The 16,275-nt window shown below is 70.9% G+C and carries 14 protein-coding genes; 8 read left to right on the forward strand and 6 right to left on the reverse strand.

The features are described 5' to 3' along the window. Positions 1 to 32: 32 nt before the first annotated feature. Together sufB and NQ707_RS01880 are read right to left on the reverse strand one after the other, a co-directional pair. Positions 33 to 1,490 (reverse strand): Fe-S cluster assembly protein SufB, encoded by a 1,458-nt coding sequence (gene sufB, locus NQ707_RS01875; RefSeq protein WP_058731193.1) that lies wholly within the window; start codon positions 1,488 to 1,490, stop codon positions 33 to 35. Continuing rightward, positions 1,483 to 2,274, reverse strand: coding sequence for a metalloregulator ArsR/SmtB family transcription factor (locus NQ707_RS01880; protein WP_058731194.1), 792 nt, complete (start codon positions 2,272 to 2,274; stop codon positions 1,483 to 1,485). Before NQ707_RS01880 ends, sufB begins: the two co-directional genes overlap by 8 nt. A 102-nt stretch (positions 2,275 to 2,376) precedes the next feature. Between NQ707_RS01880 and NQ707_RS01885 the strand changes: the two genes are divergently transcribed. The 3 genes from NQ707_RS01885 to NQ707_RS01895 all read left to right on the forward strand — a co-directional run bounded on the left by NQ707_RS01885 (position 2,377) and on the right by NQ707_RS01895 (position 5,490). Then, entirely contained in the window at positions 2,377 to 3,444 is a 1,068-nt protein-coding gene (locus NQ707_RS01885; RefSeq protein WP_081046084.1) for an ABC transporter ATP-binding protein, read from the forward strand. After that, on the forward strand, positions 3,441 to 4,229 hold the full coding sequence (locus NQ707_RS01890) for an ABC transporter permease (RefSeq protein ID WP_058731195.1): 789 nt from the start codon (positions 3,441 to 3,443) through the stop codon (positions 4,227 to 4,229). Before NQ707_RS01885 ends, NQ707_RS01890 begins: the two co-directional genes overlap by 4 nt. A 196-nt stretch (positions 4,230 to 4,425) precedes the next feature. Further along, positions 4,426 to 5,490, forward strand: a complete 1,065-nt coding sequence (locus NQ707_RS01895; protein WP_165869962.1) for a heme A synthase — start codon at positions 4,426 to 4,428, stop codon at positions 5,488 to 5,490. Between the two features lie 35 nt (positions 5,491 to 5,525). On the opposite strand, the gene NQ707_RS01900 is transcribed toward NQ707_RS01895, so the two are convergent. Continuing rightward, positions 5,526 to 6,470, reverse strand: coding sequence for a heme o synthase (locus NQ707_RS01900; RefSeq protein WP_404434690.1), 945 nt, complete (start codon positions 6,468 to 6,470; stop codon positions 5,526 to 5,528). A 394-nt stretch (positions 6,471 to 6,864) separates the two neighbouring features. On the opposite strand from NQ707_RS01900, the gene tkt reads away from it, so the two are divergent. From tkt to pgl, 5 genes are all read left to right on the forward strand, one after another. After that, positions 6,865 to 8,973 (forward strand): transketolase, encoded by a 2,109-nt coding sequence (gene tkt / locus NQ707_RS01905; protein ID WP_058731197.1) that lies wholly within the window; start codon positions 6,865 to 6,867, stop codon positions 8,971 to 8,973. A 45-nt stretch (positions 8,974 to 9,018) separates the two neighbouring features. After that, positions 9,019 to 10,119: a transaldolase gene (gene tal, locus NQ707_RS01910; RefSeq protein ID WP_058731198.1), complete on the forward strand. Its 1,101-nt coding sequence runs from the start codon at positions 9,019 to 9,021 to the stop codon at positions 10,117 to 10,119. Positions 10,120 to 10,250: 131 nt separating this feature from the next. After that, complete coding sequence (zwf, locus tag NQ707_RS01915) at positions 10,251 to 11,762, forward strand: glucose-6-phosphate dehydrogenase (RefSeq protein WP_404434692.1); 1,512 nt, start codon at positions 10,251 to 10,253, stop codon at positions 11,760 to 11,762. Next, positions 11,762 to 12,751: a glucose-6-phosphate dehydrogenase assembly protein OpcA gene (locus NQ707_RS01920; RefSeq protein ID WP_058731199.1), complete on the forward strand. Its 990-nt coding sequence runs from the start codon at positions 11,762 to 11,764 to the stop codon at positions 12,749 to 12,751. Before zwf ends, NQ707_RS01920 begins: the two co-directional genes overlap by 1 nt. Next, positions 12,744 to 13,571: a 6-phosphogluconolactonase gene (gene pgl / locus NQ707_RS01925; protein WP_058748412.1), complete on the forward strand. Its 828-nt coding sequence runs from the start codon at positions 12,744 to 12,746 to the stop codon at positions 13,569 to 13,571. Before NQ707_RS01920 ends, pgl begins: the two co-directional genes overlap by 8 nt. Positions 13,572 to 13,703: 132 nt before the next feature. Here pgl and secG read toward each other — a convergent pair whose 3' ends face one another. From secG to NQ707_RS01940, 3 genes are all read right to left on the reverse strand, one after another. Next, complete coding sequence (gene secG, locus NQ707_RS01930) at positions 13,704 to 13,943, reverse strand: preprotein translocase subunit SecG (RefSeq protein ID WP_263619119.1); 240 nt, start codon at positions 13,941 to 13,943, stop codon at positions 13,704 to 13,706. Positions 13,944 to 14,152: 209 nt separating this feature from the next. Next, positions 14,153 to 14,965: a triose-phosphate isomerase gene (tpiA, locus tag NQ707_RS01935; protein WP_058730510.1), complete on the reverse strand. Its 813-nt coding sequence runs from the start codon at positions 14,963 to 14,965 to the stop codon at positions 14,153 to 14,155. A gap of 50 nt (positions 14,966 to 15,015) precedes the next feature. Further along, positions 15,016 to 16,239 (reverse strand): phosphoglycerate kinase, encoded by a 1,224-nt coding sequence (locus tag NQ707_RS01940; protein ID WP_058730511.1) that lies wholly within the window; start codon positions 16,237 to 16,239, stop codon positions 15,016 to 15,018. Positions 16,240 to 16,275: the final 36 nt, after the last annotated feature.

The following is a 16,275-nucleotide window of genomic DNA, read 5'->3' on the forward strand; positions in this document are numbered from 1 at the left end:
GGTGCTCCTTGTTGATCTGCTCAGTCATCGGGTTAGCCTACGGATCCTTCCATCTGGAGTTCGATCAGACGATTCAGCTCGAGCGCGTACTCCATGGGCAGCTCGCGCGCGATCGGCTCGACGAACCCGCGCACGATCATCGCCATGGCCTCGTCCTCGGGCAGGCCGCGCTGCTGGAGGTAGAACAGCTGCTCCTCGGACACGCGAGACACGGTGGCCTCGTGGCCCAGGGTCACGTCGTCCTCGCGGATGTCGATGTACGGGTAGGTGTCCGAGCGGGAGATGGTGTCCACCAGCAGGGCGTCGCACACCACGTTGTTCTTGGAGTTGTGCGCCCCCTCCCGGATCTGCACGAGCCCCCGGTACGCGGCGCGTCCGCCGGAGCGGGCCACGGACTTGGAGACGATCGAGCTGGAGGTGTTCGGGGCGATGTGCACCATCTTGGAGCCGGTGTCCTGGTGCTGGCCCTCGCCGGCGAAGGCGATGGACAGGGTCTCGCCCTTGGCGTGCTCGCCGACCATGTAGACGGCCGGGTACTTCTGGGTGACCTTGGAGCCGATGTTCCCGTCGATCCACTCCATGGTGGCGCCCTCGTGGGCGATGGCCCGCTTGGTCACCAGGTTGTAGACGTTGTTGGACCAGTTCTGGATGGTCGTGTAGCGCACGCGGGCGTTCTTCTTGCAGATGATCTCCACGACCGCGGAGTGCAGCGAGTCCGACTTGTAGATCGGGGCGGTGCAGCCCTCGATGTAGTGGACGTAGGAGTCCTCGTCGGCGATGATCAGGGTCCGCTCGAACTGGCCCATGTTCTCGGTGTTGATGCGGAAGTAGGCCTGCAGCGGGATCTCCACGTGCACGCCCTTGGGCACGTACACGAAGGAGCCGCCGGACCACACGGCCGTGTTCAGCGCCGCGAACTTGTTGTCCCCGACGGGGATCGCGGTGCCGAAGTACTCCTCGAAGAACTCGGGGTGCTCCTTCAGGGCGGTGTCCGTGTCCATGAAGATCACGCCCTGCTTCTCCAGGTCCTCGCGGATCTGGTGGTACACGACCTCGGACTCGTACTGCGCGGCCACGCCGGCCACCAGGCGGTTGCGTTCGGCCTCGGGGATGCCCAGCTTCTCGTAGGTCTCCCGGATGTCCTCGGGCAGCTCCTCCCAGGACTCGGCCTGCTTCTCCGTGGAGCGCACGAAGTACTTGATGTTGTCGAAGTCGATCCCGGACAGGTCCGCACCCCACGTGGGCAGGGGCTTGCGGTCGAAGAACTTCAGGCCCTTCAGCCGCAGCTGCAGCATCCACTCGGGCTCGTTCTTCTTCGCGGAGATGTCCCGGACGACCTCCTCGCTCAGCCCGCGCCGGGCGGCCTGCCCGGCGGCGTCGGAGTCGTACCAGCCGTACTGGTAGTTCCCGATGCCCTCGAGCTCCGGGTTCTTCTCCAGGATCTCGGAGATGACTCCTCCGTCGGCCTGGCGCTCAACCTGTTCAGTCATGTGAGCCTTCCTTGGTGGGTCGGACGTTTCTTCCTGAAACGCTGGCTTGTGCTCCCCGCGCGAGCGGGATGTGCGTGGTGCAGACGTGGGCCCCGCCGGCCATGGTGGACAGCCTGCGCACGTCCACCCCCAGCAGCGAGGCGATCATGCGGGTCTCCTCGTCGCAGAACTCCGGGAACTCCTCGGCCAGGTCCCGCACCGGGCAGTGGCCCTGGCACAGCTGGACGCTGGAGAGCAGGTGCTCCGGAAGCTCCACCGCCTTGGCGGCTTCGCTCATGGCCATCGTGGAGGTGCTGGCGACGAAGCCGTCGCGGGTCATCGCGTCCCCCAGAGCCCGGGCGCGGGCGCCGATGTCCGGGCCCGCCGCCTCAACGACGGGGCGGTAGCGCCGCTCCATCTCCTCGAAGCGCGACTGGGCGAAGCGCTCCAGGGCCCCCTCCCCGAGTGCCGCCCGCAGGGTGCGCAGGGAGTCCAGGGCGATGTCCAGGTAGTCGTTGCCCAGCTGGGCGTGACCCTGGGGGGCGACGACGTAGCGCCGGGCGGGCCTGCCGGCCCCCGCCCCGGGCTTGCGCACCAGGGTGACTTCCACGAGCTGGTCCTTCTCCAGGGCCTCGAGGTGGCGCCGGATGGCCGCCGGGGTGAGCCCGAGGGCGCTGGCGAGGTCGGCCGCAGATACCGGACCGTGAGCCAGCACGCCCTGGAGGACGCGGTCGCGCGTCCTCTCCTCGGGCTCCCCGGCACCGGCGGCGCGGGGCGCGGACTGCTTCTGCTTCACGGAATACACAACCAAAGTATGTGCTTATTTGTTCCGGGCGATCCAGTGAGGCAGACCTTTCCTCGTGCCACCCGCCCGCAGGGACCACTCGGTGGAGGCGCGAGCCCCGAGATGCCCCTGCCCTCCCGCCGCGGACCGTACACTGGGACGGTGCCGAACCACGGATCCACCCCGACCGCCGTGGCCCCCGCGGAGACCGCGCCGGGGCCCCTCGCCGACGAGCAGCCCGCCGTGCTGGTGCAGCGGCTGCGCAAGGAGTTCCCCGCCGCCGGTTCCCGCCGGACCCGGGGCGGGCGCACGGTGTGCGCCGTCGACGGGGTGAGCCTGAGCGCGCGCGCCGGGGCCGTGACCGCCCTGCTGGGCACCAACGGCGCCGGCAAGACCACCACGCTGTCCTGCGCCCAGGGCCTGGTGCGCCCGAGCTCCGGTACCGTGCGCCTGCTGGGCGAGGATCCATGGCGGGCCGGGCCGCAGCTGCGCGCCCGCGTGGGCATCATGCTCCAGGACGGCGGACTGCCCCAGGCGATCCGGCCCGTGCCCCTGCTGCACCACGTGGCCTCGATGTATGAGGACCCGGTGGACATGGATGCCCTGATCCGGCGACTGGGCATCGATGAGTTCGACGGGACCACCATCCGGCGCCTGTCCGGCGGGCAGCGCCAGCGGGTCAGCCTGGCCGCCGCCCTGGCCGGCGGCCCGGAGGTGCTCTTCCTGGACGAGCCCTCGGCCGGGCTGGACCCGCACTCGCGCAAGGTGGTCTTCGACCTGATCCGCGAGGTGAGGGCCGCCGGGACCGCCGTCGTGCTGACCACCCACCTCATGGACGACGCCGAGCGGCTGGCGGACCAGGTCTACATCATGGACGCCGGGAAGGTGGTCCTGGAGGGCACGGTGGATCAGCTGCTGGCCGGCTCCCGCGACGCCCAGACCCTCGTGTTCACCCTGCCGCGCTGCGGGCTCGGGATCGAGGACCTCCTCCCCCAGCAGCTGCGCGCGGGGCTCACGCTGTCGGAGGACTCCCCCGGCGCGTACACCCTCACCGGCCCCCTGGGCCCGGCGCACCTGGCGGCGCTGACCGCCGGGTGGGAGCGGCAGGACGTGCTGCCGACGCACCTTGAGCTGACCCCGCGCTCCCTGGAGGACCTGTTCCTGGACATCTCGGAAGGAGAGCGGTCGTGAGCGCGACTCCCACGGACTTCACCCGCCGCACGGGCCGGCCGGCACCGGCCGCCCGGCGGATCCTGCGCCAGGGCGGATACGAGATCCTGGCGATGCTGAAGAACGGCGAACAGCTGCTGCTGCTCATCCTGTTCCCGCTGATGGCGCTGATCGGCCTGACCAGCACGGGTTTCCTCGACGGATGGGCCCGGGAGTTCGGCGCGTCCCGGGTGGACCTGGCGATGCCCGGGATCCTCGCCCTGTGCACGATCTCCACGGCCCTGTCCGGTCAGGGCATCGCCACCGGCTTCGACCGCCGCTACGGGGTCCTGCGCTTCCTGTCCACCACTCCCCTGGGTCGCGGCGGGCTGATCGCCGGCAAGGCCCTGGCGGTGCTGGGGGTCATGGTCGTGCAGTACGCCGTGATGGGCGCGGTCGGGCTGTTCCTGGGCTGGGAGCCGCGCCCGACGGCGGTGCTGGCCTCCGTGCCCACCCTGGTGCTCGGGGCCGCGGCCTTCACCGCCCTGGGGCTGCTGGTGGCCGGTACGATCCGGGCCGAGGCGACCCTGGCCGTGGTCAACACGCTGTGGGTCCTGCTGGCCACCGTCGGCGGCACGCTGCTGCCGGCCCGGCACTTCCCCGGCGCGGCCGCCGCCCTGATCGAGCTGCTGCCCTCCGGGGCCCTGGGCTCGGCGCTGCGCGCGGAGATGCTGGGCCAGGGGCCGCTGTGGGGTCCGCACCTGGTGCTGCTGGTCTGGGCCGCGGCCGCCGGGCTGCTGGCGCGCCGGCTGTTCCGGTGGTCCTGAGCATTCCCTGCGCCTGCCCGCCAGCGTCGGCGTCGCAGGCATCTGACGCGGGCATCACGGCGTCACGGTTGGCTCCGCGCACCACCGACGGCGGATAATCGACGGGGGCCCAGCGCCCCGCACGCACGCGGAAACCGGGAATGCGCCCCGGCCCCTTTTGACGATTCAGCCCACGACCAGGACGCGAGGTGTCCGCTTGAGCACGAGCAGCACACAGCCCCAGACCCGCACCCCTTCCGACTCCGCGCCGGCCCGCCTCTGGCGCGTGCTGACCCCGCTGACCGTCACCGGGTGGGTGCGCGGCACGGCCCTGGCGTCGGTGCTGGCGAACCTGCTGCTGGTGATCACCGGGGGGCTGGTGCGCCTGACCCAGTCCGGGCTGGGCTGCCCCACCTGGCCGCGCTGCACGGACGACTCCTGGAACAACGTCCCGGAGATGGGGATCCACGGCTTCATCGAGTTCGGCAACCGCACCCTCACCGGGCTCCTCGGGATCGTCGCGGTGCTGACCGTCCTGGCCGTGATGCGCCTGCGCACCGAGTACCGCGACCTCTTCTGGCTGGCGATCCTGCTGTTCGCGGGGATCCCGGTGCAGGCCGTGGTCGGCGGCTTCTCCGTATGGCTGCGGCTGAATCCCTGGATGGTCGGGGTGCACTTCGTGCTCTCGGCCGTGATGATCGCGCTGGCCGCGGCCCTGTGGAGCCGCACCCGACGCTACTCATTGCCGCGGGTGCGCGAGGCCGAGCGGCTGGAGCGCCTCGAGGAGTCGGATCCGACGATGGGACGCCTGGGGGCGATCCTGCTGGCGCTGACGGGCATCGCCGTGTACCTGGGCACCCTGGTCACCGGCACCGGCCCGCATTCCGGGGACGCCACCAGCGCCCGCCACGCCTTCGACGCCGTGATGGTCGCCCGGATGCACTCGATCTCCGTGTGGTTGACCGTGCTGACCGTGGCCCTGGGCATCACCCTGTGCGTGCGCCGGGGCTGGGCCCCCGGGGTGCGGGCGGCGCTGCTGCGGATGGTGGGGGTGCTGGTGCTGCAGGGCGGCATCGGCTACCTGCAGTACTTCAACGGCCTGCCGATCTGGATGGTGGAGCTGCACCTGCTGGGCGCCGGGCTGACCGTGTGGGCCGCGGCCGCCGCCTACGACCGGATGGCGGTGCTGGCCCAGCCCACCCGTCGGGAGACGGCCCTGGTGCACACCGTCACGGCCCCGGAGCGGCGGGCGGCGCAGGAGATCGCGGGGACCGAGGCCTGACGCAACGCCGCCCCGGAACGCGGCGGGCGCCGTCCTCAGAGGACGGCGCCGCCGACGAAGGGGTCCACGGCCACCGCGACGAACAGCACCGTCAGGTAGGTGATGGAGGCGTGGAAGACGACCATCGCGGTGCGGCTGGTGGCCAGCTCGGCCATGGCCAGCGCGTGCAGCCGGTGGCAGGTCCAGATGAACCAGGCCCCGGCGCCCAGCGCCGTGAGGCCGTAGACCCAGCCGGCCCCGCCCACCGGGATCAGCAGCAGCGAGCAGATCACCGTGGCCCAGGCGTAGAGCACCACCTGCACGGACACGGCCTTGGCCGACGCGATCGCCCCGAGCATCGGGATCCCCGCGCGCTGGTAGTCCTCCGCGTACTTCATCGACAGCGGCCAGTAGTGCGGCGGGGTCCACAGGAAGATCACGAGGAACAGCACGACGGCGGCCCAGCTGAGGGTCCCCTGCACGGCGGCCCAGGCGATGAACACGGGCATGCACCCGGCGATCCCGCCCCAGACGATGTTCTGGGAGGTCCGGCGTTTGAGGAACAGGGAGTAGAAGACCACGTACAGCAGGATCGCGACGAGGCCCAGCGCCCCGGCCAGGAGATTCACGGCCAGGCTCAGGTACACCACGGAGACCGCGGACAGCGCCCAGGCGAAGATCAGCGCCTCGCGATCCGAGACCTCCCCGGTGACCAGGGGGCGGCGCTCCGTGCGCTTCATGAGCCGATCGGCCTCGCGGTCGATCCAGCAGTTGAAGGCGCCGGCGCCCCCCGCGGCCATCGCCCCGCCGAGCATCGTGTTCAGGATCAGCCACAGCGAGGGCATCCCGCCGGCCGCGAAGATCATGGTCGGCGCGGTGGTCACCAGCAGCAGCTCGATGACCTGCGGCTTGGTCAGCAGGAGGTAGGCGCGCAGCTTGCGGCGCAGGCCCACCCGGCCGGTCTTCCCGGCGGGGGCGGGGACGGCGGGCTTGGCCTCCAGGAGGGATCCATGGTCCGTGCTCTGGCGCTTCACAGGTGCTTCCTTACGCGATCGATGCCGCTGTCCTCCCGGTCTCGGGACGGGCGCGCACGACGGGCGCGCGATGGTCACAGCTTCCTTCGAGCATATATCCCAGCCCGCGCGGCCTTCCAGGACGGTGCGGTGATGTTTCACTCCCTCGGCGGGCCGCCCCCCCCCCGGGACTCGCGGCGTCCGCCCACAGCGTCACCGACAGACGCGCGGCGCGGCGGTGGCCTAGAGTTGGGTGGAGCACCGCGGCCCCTTCCGGCACACGGTGGCCGCGCGGCGGGCTCGGGAATCGGGCCGGCGCCGCGGCGATGCCGTCGGACCGGGGCCACGCGAGACGACTTCCGAGACGAAAGGGGCATGCCTCGTGTCCGACGACCGCGAGAACCTCGAGTGGACCGACCTGGACCGACGGGCGGTGGACACCGCCCGGGTCCTCGCCGCCGACGCCGTGGAGAAGGTCGGCAACGGCCATCCCGGCACCGCGATGAGCCTCGCACCGGTGGCGTACCTGCTCTTCCAGAAGATCATGCGCCAGGATCCCTCCGATGACCGCTGGACCGGACGGGACCGCTTCATCCTCTCCCCCGGTCACACCTCCCTGACCCAGTACATCCAGCTGTACCTCGGCGGGTACGGCCTGGAGCTGGAGGACCTGCAGGCCCTGCGCACCTGGGGGTCGCTGACCCCGGGGCACCCCGAATACAAGCACACCCGCGGCGTGGAGATCACCACCGGCCCGCTGGGGCAGGGCCTGGCCTCCGCCGTCGGCTTCGCCTACGCCCAGCGCTACCTGCGCGGCCTGCTGGATCCCGACACCGCTCCGGGGCGCAGCCCCTTCGACCACACCGTGTTCACCATCGCCTCCGACGGGGACCTCGAGGAGGGGGTGACCAGCGAAGCCTCCTCCCTGGCCGGGCACCAGCAGCTGGGCAACCTCGTGGTCATCTACGACCAGAACCAGATCTCCATCGAGGACGACACCGACGTCGCCTTCACCGAGGACGTCGCCGAGCGCTACCGCGCCTACGGCTGGGACGTGCGCACCGTGGACTGGCGGGCCGGCGGGGAATACCGCGAGGACGTCCAGGCCCTCTACGACGCGATCCAGGAGGGTCGGAAGGTCACGGACAAGCCGACCTTTATCAGCCTGCGCACCATCATCGGCTGGCCCGCCCCGACCAAGCAGAACACCGGCGGGATCCACGGCTCCAAGCTCGGCGCCGACGAGGTGCGCGCGACCAAGGAGGTCCTCGGCTTCGATCCGGAGAAGACCTTCGACGTCGCCCCCGAGGTCATCGAGCACACCCGGGCCCTGCAGGCCCGCAGCGACGAACGGCGCGCCGCCTGGGATCGGTCCTACCAGCAGTGGCGGGAGGCGAATCCGCAGCGGGCCGAGCTGCTGGATCGGCTTCAGGAGGGCCGCCTGCCCGAGGGGTACAGGGACGCCTTCCCGGCCTTCGAGGCCGGCGGCTCCCTGGCCACCCGCGCGGCCAGCGGCCAGGTGATCAACGCGGTCGCCCCGCTGCTGCCCGAGCTGTGGGGCGGCTCGGCGGACCTGGCCGGATCCAATAACACCACCATCGAGGACGCCTCCTCCTTCAACCCCACCTCCCGCTCCACCGCCAAGTTCACCGCCAGCCCCTACGGGCGGGTGCTGCACTTCGGGATCCGGGAGCACGCGGCGGCCGCGATCGTCAACGGCATCGTGCTCTCCTCCCCCACGCGCGCCTTCAGCGGGACCTTCCTGATCTTCAGCGACTACCAGCGCCCGGCGATCCGCCTGTCCGCGCTGATGGGAGTCCCCTCCATCTACGTGTGGACCCATGATTCCATCGGCCTGGGCGAGGACGGGCCCACTCACCAGCCGGTCGAGCAGCTCTCGAGCCTGCGGGCCATCCCGGGCCTGGACGTCGTGCGCCCGGCGGATGCCAACGAGACCTCGGTGGCCTGGCGCACGATCCTGGAGCACCGGGACCGCCCCGCCGGCCTCGTGCTGACCCGGCAGAACCTCACCACCCTGGCCCGCCAGGACCTGCACCCGGAGGCGGACGGGGAGAAGTTCGCTTCCGCGGAGGGTGTCGCGCGCGGCGGCTACGTGCTTGCCGACGCCGAGGGCGAGCCCGACGTCATCCTCATCGCCACCGGCTCCGAGGTGGAGCTGGCCCTGCAGGCCCGCACCCAGCTGGCTGACGACGGCATCGCCGCCCGCGTGGTCTCCATGCCCTGCCGGGAGTGGTTCGACGCCCAGGACGCCGAGTACCGCGAGCAGGTGCTCCCCCGCGGGATCACCGCCCGGGTCAGCGTGGAGGCGGGCCTGGCCCAGTCCTGGCACGACCTGCTGGGCTCGCGCGGGCGCGCGGTCTCCCTGGAGCACTTCGGTGCCTCCGCGGACTATCAGACCCTCTTCCGCGAGTTCGGCATCACGGCCGACGCCGTGGTCGAGGCGGCCCGGGAATCCCTCGCCGCCCGCTGAACCCCCACCGACATCCATCCCTCGAGCGAAGGAGCACGAGAACCCATGACCGAAGCGACCCAGAAGCTCTCCGACGCGGGAGTCTCCCTCTGGCTGGACGACCTCTCCCGTGAGCGCCTGGAGACCGGCAACCTGCAGGAGCTGGTCGAGACCCGCAACGTCGTCGGCGTGACCACCAACCCCACGATCTTCGCCCAGGCGCTCTCGCGCGGGGACCGCTACGACGCCCAGATGCGCCGCCTGGCCGAGGAGGGCCGCGACGTCGAGGAATCCGTGTTCGCGGTGACCACTGACGACGTGCGCGAGGCCTGCGACGTGCTCGCCCCGATCTACCGCCAGACCCGCGGGCAGGACGGGCGGGTCTCCATCGAGGTGGATCCCCGCCTGGCCGTGAAGGGCGAGGAGACCGCCGAGATGGCCCGGCGCCTGCACCGGACCGTGGACCGTGAGAACGTGATGATCAAGATCCCGGCCACCGAGGAGGGCCTGGAGCCGATCGCCGCGACCCTCGCCGAGGGGATCAGCGTCAACGTGACCCTGATCTTCTCCCTCGAGCGCTACCGCGCGGTGATCAACGCCTACCTCACGGGGCTGGAGCGGGCCCTGGAGCAGGGCCGCGACCTGTCCAAGATCCACTCCGTGGCCTCCTTCTTCGTCTCCCGCGTGGACTCCGAGGTGGACGCCCGCCTGGAGCAGATCGGCACCGAGCAGGCCCTGGCCCTGAAGGGTCGGGCCGGCCTCGCCAATGCCCGGCTGGCCTACCAGGTCTTCCAGGAGGCCTTCTCCTCCGAGCGCTGGAAGCTGCTGGCCGAGGCGGGGGCCGTGGTCCAGCGGCCGCTGTGGGCCTCGACCGGCACCAAGGACCCGGCCTACCCGGACACGATGTACGTGGACGGCCTGGTGGCCCCGGACACCGTGAACACCCTGCCGGAGAAGACCCTGGAGGCGGCCGCCGACCACGCGGAGGTCACCGGGGACACGATCACCGGCACCTACGACGACTCCGAGCGGGTCCTCAACGAGCTGGAGCAGCTGGGCATCTCCTACCAGGAGGTCGTCGAGAAGCTCGAGCGCGAGGGGGTCGACAAGTTCGTGGCCTCCTGGGAGGAGCTGCTCGAGACCGTCACCGCCAATCTGCACGACTGAACCCCGCCTCCGCCCCGTCCGCCGGCCTCCTCTCGACGTCGGCGGACGGGGCGGGAGCGCGCCGCACCCATCCCCGACACGAGGAGCCCCCTGTGTCCCCTTCCCCGGCTCTGCCGCCGGATCCCAATCCCCTGCGCGACCCGAAGGATCGGCGCCTGACCCGGGTCGCCGGTCCGTCGGCGCTGGTGCTGTTCGGCGTCACCGGCGACCTGGCGCAGAAGAAGCTGCTGCCGGCGATCTACGACCTGATGAACCGCGGCCTGCTGCCCCCGAGCTTCGCGCTGGTGGGCTTCGGGCGCCGGGACTGGTCCGATGAGCGGTTCCAGCAGGTGGTTCAGGAGTCGGTGGAGGCCCACTCCCGGACCCCGTTTCGGGAGGACGTCTGGCATCAGCTGACCACCGGCATCCGCTTCGTGCAGGGCGCCTTCGACGACGGTGAGGCCTTCCGGCGCCTGGGTGAGACCCTCGCGGAGCTGGACGAGACGCGCGGGACCCAGGGCAACCACGCCTTCTACCTCTCGATCCCGCCGAACGCCTTCGAGACGGTGTGCCAGCAGCTGGCCGACCACGACCTGGCGGGCCGGCACACGGAGCACGGGTGGCGGCGAGTGGTCATCGAGAAGCCTTTCGGGCACGATCTGGACTCCGCCCGGGAGCTGAACGCGATCGTCGAGCGGGTGTTCCCGGCCGACTCCGTGTTCCGCATCGACCACTACCTCGGCAAGGAGACCGTCCAGAACATCCTGGCCCTGCGCTTCGCCAACCAGATGTTCGAGCCGCTGTGGAACGCGAACTTCGTGGACCACGTGCAGATCACCATGGCCGAGGACATCGGCATCGGGTCCCGCGCCGGGTACTACGACGGGGTGGGCGCCGCCCGCGACGTCATCCAGAACCACCTGCTGCAGCTGCTGGCCCTGACCGCGATGGAGGAGCCGATCACCTTCGACGCCCAGCAGCTGCGGGCCGAGAAGGCGAAGGTCCTGGCGGCGGTCACCCTGCCCGAGGATATCTCCGCCGGCTCCGCCCTCGGGCAGTACGAGGCCGGGCTGCAGGGCGGTCGCGCCGTGAGCGGATTCCTGCAGGAGAAGGACATTCCCCCGGATTCGCGCACGGAGACCTTCGCCGCGCTGAAGCTGGGCATCGACACCCGCCGCTGGGCCGGAGTGCCGTTCTACCTGCGGGCCGGCAAGCGGCTGGGGCGGCGGGTCACGGAGATCGCCGTCGTGTTCAAGCGCGCCCCGAACCTGCTGTTCCAGAAGAACGACCACGAGGAGTTCGGACAGAACGCGATCGTGCTGCGCATCCAGCCGGATGAGGGCATGACGATCCGCTTCGCCTCCAAGGTCCCCGGGACCCAGATGGAGCTGCGCGATGTGTCCATGGACTTCGGCTACGGCCAGTCCTTCACCGAGTCCAGTCCGGAGGCCTACGAGCGGCTGATCCTGGACGTGCTGCTGGGTGAGCCGCCGCTGTTCCCCCGCCACGAGGAGGTCGAGCTGTCCTGGAAGATCCTCGATCCCTTCGAACGGCACTGGGCCGAGCACGACGTGCGGCCCGAGCCGTACGCGCCCGGATCCTGGGGTCCGGAATCCGCTCATGAGCTGCTCGCCCGGGACGGGCGGGCCTGGAGGAGGCCGTAATGAGGACCGAGCTGAAGGACACCACCACCTCCGAGGTGGACAAGGAGATCTCGCGCCTGCGCGGCGAGATCGGGCTGCGCACCCAGGGTCGAGTGCTCACGCTGGTCATCATGGCGGAGAAGGGGCACTCCAAGAACGCGGTTCAGGCCGCGATCTCCGCCAGCCGGGAGCACCCGTGCCGGATCATCGTGCACATCGCCCACAGCGTCGAGAAGCCGAACCGGCTGGACGCCGAGGTGAGCATCGGCGGGGACGCCGGAGCCAGCGAGGTCATCGTGCTGCGCGGCTGGGGGGAATCCTCCCACCCGACCGAGTCCCTGCTCTCCGCGCTGCTGCTGCCCGACGCGCCGATCGTGGCGTGGTGGCCGCACGCGCTGCCGGAGTCCCCGGTCGATCACTCGGTGGGCCGGATCGCGACCCGCCGGATCACCGACTCCGCCCGGGAGCCGGATGCGATGCGCGCCCTGCACCGGCTGCGCGAGGTCTTCGCGCCCGGGGACACGGACCTGGCCTGGACGCGGCTGACGCAGTGGCGCATCCAGCTCACCGCCGTGCTCGATGACCTGGAGCCCTCCCCGGTGCGCAAGGTCATCGTGGAGGGATCGGACCGGTCCCCCTCGGTGATCCTGCTCGGGGCGTGGCTGGGCCACCGGCTGGGCGCCCCCGTGGAGTTCTCCGGCGCAGACCAGCCGCGGGGCCTGTACCGGGTGCGGCTGGAGCGGGAGGACGGCGAGGTCGTCCTGTACCGTCCCGGCCGCAGCGTGGCCACGCTGAGCCCGCCCGGTGCCCCCGAGCAGCAGATCGCGCTGCCGGTGCGCACCCTGTCCCAGTGCCTGGCCGAGGAGCTGCGTCGACTCTATCCCGACGAGGCCTACGGCGAGGTCCTGATGGACGCCCTCACCTCGACGCCGCTGGACTGGTGCCGCACGCACCAGGAGCCCGCGGCGGATGAGGATCACTCTCGATACACGGAGGTCTTCGATGCCTGAGCAGTCCCCTCTCTCCCCCGCCGAGCCCCTGGTGCCCGCCCCGGCCCCGGTGGTCGTGGAGCACCCCGACAAGGAGGCCCTGGCTCAGGCGGCGGCGGCCCGCCTGGCGCTGACCCTCTCGGATGAGCTGGCCGAGACCGACGAGGACGTGCACGTGTGCCTGACCGGCGGCTCCCTCGGCATCGCCGTGTGGGAGCGGCTGGCCGACTCCGCGCTGCACCGGATCGTGGACTGGTCCCGGGTGCACTTCTGGTGGTCCGATGAGCGCTACGTGCCGGAGGGCCACGAGGACCGCAACGTGCAGCAGGTCCGCGAGGTCTTCTTCGACCGGGCCGAGGTGCCGGCGGGCAACATCCACCCGATGGGTTCATCGGACGCCTACCCCACCCCCGGGGAGGCCGCCGAGGCCTACGCCCGGGAGCTGGCCGAGCACGCCCCGACCGGCGAGAAGGCCCCGGTGTTCGCGGTGTCACTGCTGGGCATGGGTCCGGACGGGCACATGGCCTCCCTCTTCCCGGGACGCCGGGAGATCCTCGACGACGCCGTGGACGTGCTGCCCATCGAGGACTCCCCGAAGCCGCCGCCGCGCCGGGTGACCATGACCCGACCGATGATCGACCTGGCCGCGCGCATCTGGTTCCTGGTCTCCGGGGCGGATAAGGCCGAGGCGTTCTCCCGGCTCGAGCAGGCCGCCCGCGTCGAGGCCCGGGACGGGCGCGCCCCGGATGAGCAGGCGCTGCTGGAGGCGCCGGCGGTGGCCGCCCGCGGCTGGGCCCAGACCCTCTACCTGGTCAGCCGGGAGGCGCGACCGGCCTCCTGACCCACGACGTTCCAGGTCTGCGCCCCGGCGACCGTCACGGTCCCGGCATGATGAGACAAGGCCCCGGTGAGCTTCTGCTCACCGGGGCCTTGTCTCATCATACCGGGGTCCGGGCGACACCGCCCGTGGTGCTCACACCGCGTCGAAGCGCAGCACCAGGCCGTAGCCGATGATCGCGAAGACCCAGATGAGGATCGTCGTGACGGTCAGGCGCACCAGGTTGCGCGAGGCGACGCCGGAGGAGTTCAGGGAGCTGGTCATCCCGCCGCCGAACATGTCCGACAGCCCCCCGCCCTTGCCCTTGTTGAGCAGGACGAAGAAGATCGTCATGATGCTGGTCAGCACGATCACGCCCAGCAGGATCCAGCGCAGCGTCTCCACGGGTGTTCCAGGCCTTTCCTCGGCGGGCGGTGCCGGCGCCTCGAGCGCTCCGGCTCACCGCCGCGCATGATGTTCGCGGGTGTCCTCGCCCCACTGTACGCCATCGGGCGCGCGGGACTCGGGTGGACGCAAGCCCGAGGCCGCCCGCGGGGATCATCCGATCCGACCGGGGCGGCCTCGGGCTCATGAGAGCGGGTGGCTCAGGCCACCACGTGCTTCTCGAAGCGGGCGATGTTGGCGAACTCCTCCGCCTTCAGGGAGGCCCCGCCGACCAGGACGCCGTCGACGTCCTTCTCCGCCAGCGTGCCGGCCGCGGTCGCGGCCTTGACGGAGCCGCCGTAGAGGATCCGGATCTTCCCGGCGGTCTCCTCATCGAACAGCTCGGCCAGCTGCCCGCGGATGGCCGCGGACATCTCCTGGGCGTCCTCGGGGCCGGCGGTCTCGCCCGTGCCGATGGCCCAGACGGGCTCGTACGCGACGACGAGGCTTGCGGCCTGCTCCTTGGTGAGCCCGTCGAGGGAGCCGCGCAGCTGCTCGAGGGTGTAGGAGACGTGGTTGCCGGCCTTGCGCTCCTCCAGGCCCTCGCCCACGCACAGCACGGGGGTGAGCCCATGGCGGTAGGCCGCCTGGACCTTCTGGGCGCACAGCGCATCGGACTCGTGGTGGATGCTGCGGCGCTCGGAGTGCCCGACCAGCACGTAGGAGCACTCCAGCTTGGCGAGGAACTGCCCGGAGATGTCACCGGTATAGGCCCCGGAGTCCTGCTCGGAGAGGTCCTGCCCGCCGTAGGCGATGCTCAGCTTGTCCCCGGCCACCAGGCTCTGCACGGAGCGCAGGTCGGTGAACGGCGGGAAGACGGCCACCTCGACGCGGTCGTAGTCGAAGTTCGCGTCATCCAGGGTCCAGGCGAGCTTCTGCAGCAGCGCCACGCCCTCGGAGTGATCCATGTTCATCTTCCAGTTGCCGGCGATCAGCGGCTTCCGGTCGAAGCTCCCGTTGGTCTGGGTGGTCATGCGGATGGTCCTTTCGGGTCGTCTGCTCTCGGTGCGGTGGGGATCCGGGCTCAGGCGCCCAGGGCCTCGAGACCCGGCAGGGTCTTACCCTCGATGAACTCCAGGGAGGCCCCGCCCCCGGTGGAGATGTGCCCGAACTCGTCGTCCGAGAAGCCGAGGTTGCGCACCGCGGAAGCGGAGTCGCCGCCGCCGATCACGCTGAAGGCGTCGGAGTCGGCGATGGCCCGGGCGATGGCCTCGGTGCCCTTGGCGAAGGCGGGCATCTCGAACACGCCCATGGGGCCGTTCCAGAAGATGGTGCGGGCGTCCTTGATCCGCTCGGAGAACAGCTTGACCGTCTCGGTTCCGATGTCCAGGCCCTCGCCCTCGGGGCCTATCTTCCCGCCCTCGAGGTCCTCCACGGGGCGGATCTCGTGCTCGGCGTCGGCGGCGAAGTCCGCGGCCCAGGTGACGTCCACGGGCAGCACGATCTCGGTGCCCTTCTCCTTCGCCTCGGCCAGGTACCGCTTGACGGTGTCGATCTGGTCCTTCTCGAGGATGGACTTGCCGACCGCGTGACCCTGCGCGGCGGCGAAGGTGTAGCTCATGCCGCCGCCGATCAGGAGGGCATCGGCCTTGCCGATGAGGTTCTCGATCACGGCGAGCTTGTCGGAGACCTTGGCCCCGCCCATCACGACCACGAAGGGCCGCTGTGGGTCCTCGGTGATCCGCTTGAGGACCTCGAGCTCGGTCTTGACGAGGTCGCCCAGGTAGGCCGGCAACTTACGGGCGACGTCGTAGACGGAGGCGTGCTTCCGGTGCACGGCGCCGAAGGCATCGTCCACGTAGGCGCCGTCCTGACCCGTCAGCGCCACGAGCTCGTCGGCGAACGCCTCGCGCTCGGCGTCGTCCTTGGAGGTCTCCCGGGGGTCGAAGCGCACGTTCTCGACGACGAGGACCTCGCCGTCGGACAGCGCCTCGGCCTTGGCACGGGCGTCATCCCCCACGACGTCCTCCGCGAGCTGCACGGGGAAATCCGCGAGCTCACGGAGGCGGTCGGCCGCGGGCTTGAGGGAGTACTTGGGGTTGTGCTCCCCCTTGGGCCGACCGAGGTGGGCGGTCACGATGACCCGGGCACCGGCGCCGGTCAGCTTCTCGAGCACGGGCAGGGACGCCCTGATGCGTCCGTCGTCCGTGACCTGCTGTCCGTCCAGCGGGACGTTGAGGTCGGACCGGACCAGGATCCGGCGTCCCTTCACGCCCGCGTCGATCAGTTCATCCAGTGCCTGTGCCATCGCTTGCTCCCTTGCCTCGCGTCGAAAGGTGATGTT

Origin of the sequence: Rothia sp. BD8, assembly GCF_044878465.1 — a bacterium.
In the GTDB taxonomy this organism is placed as follows: domain Bacteria; phylum Actinomycetota; class Actinomycetes; order Actinomycetales; family Micrococcaceae; genus Rothia; species Rothia kristinae.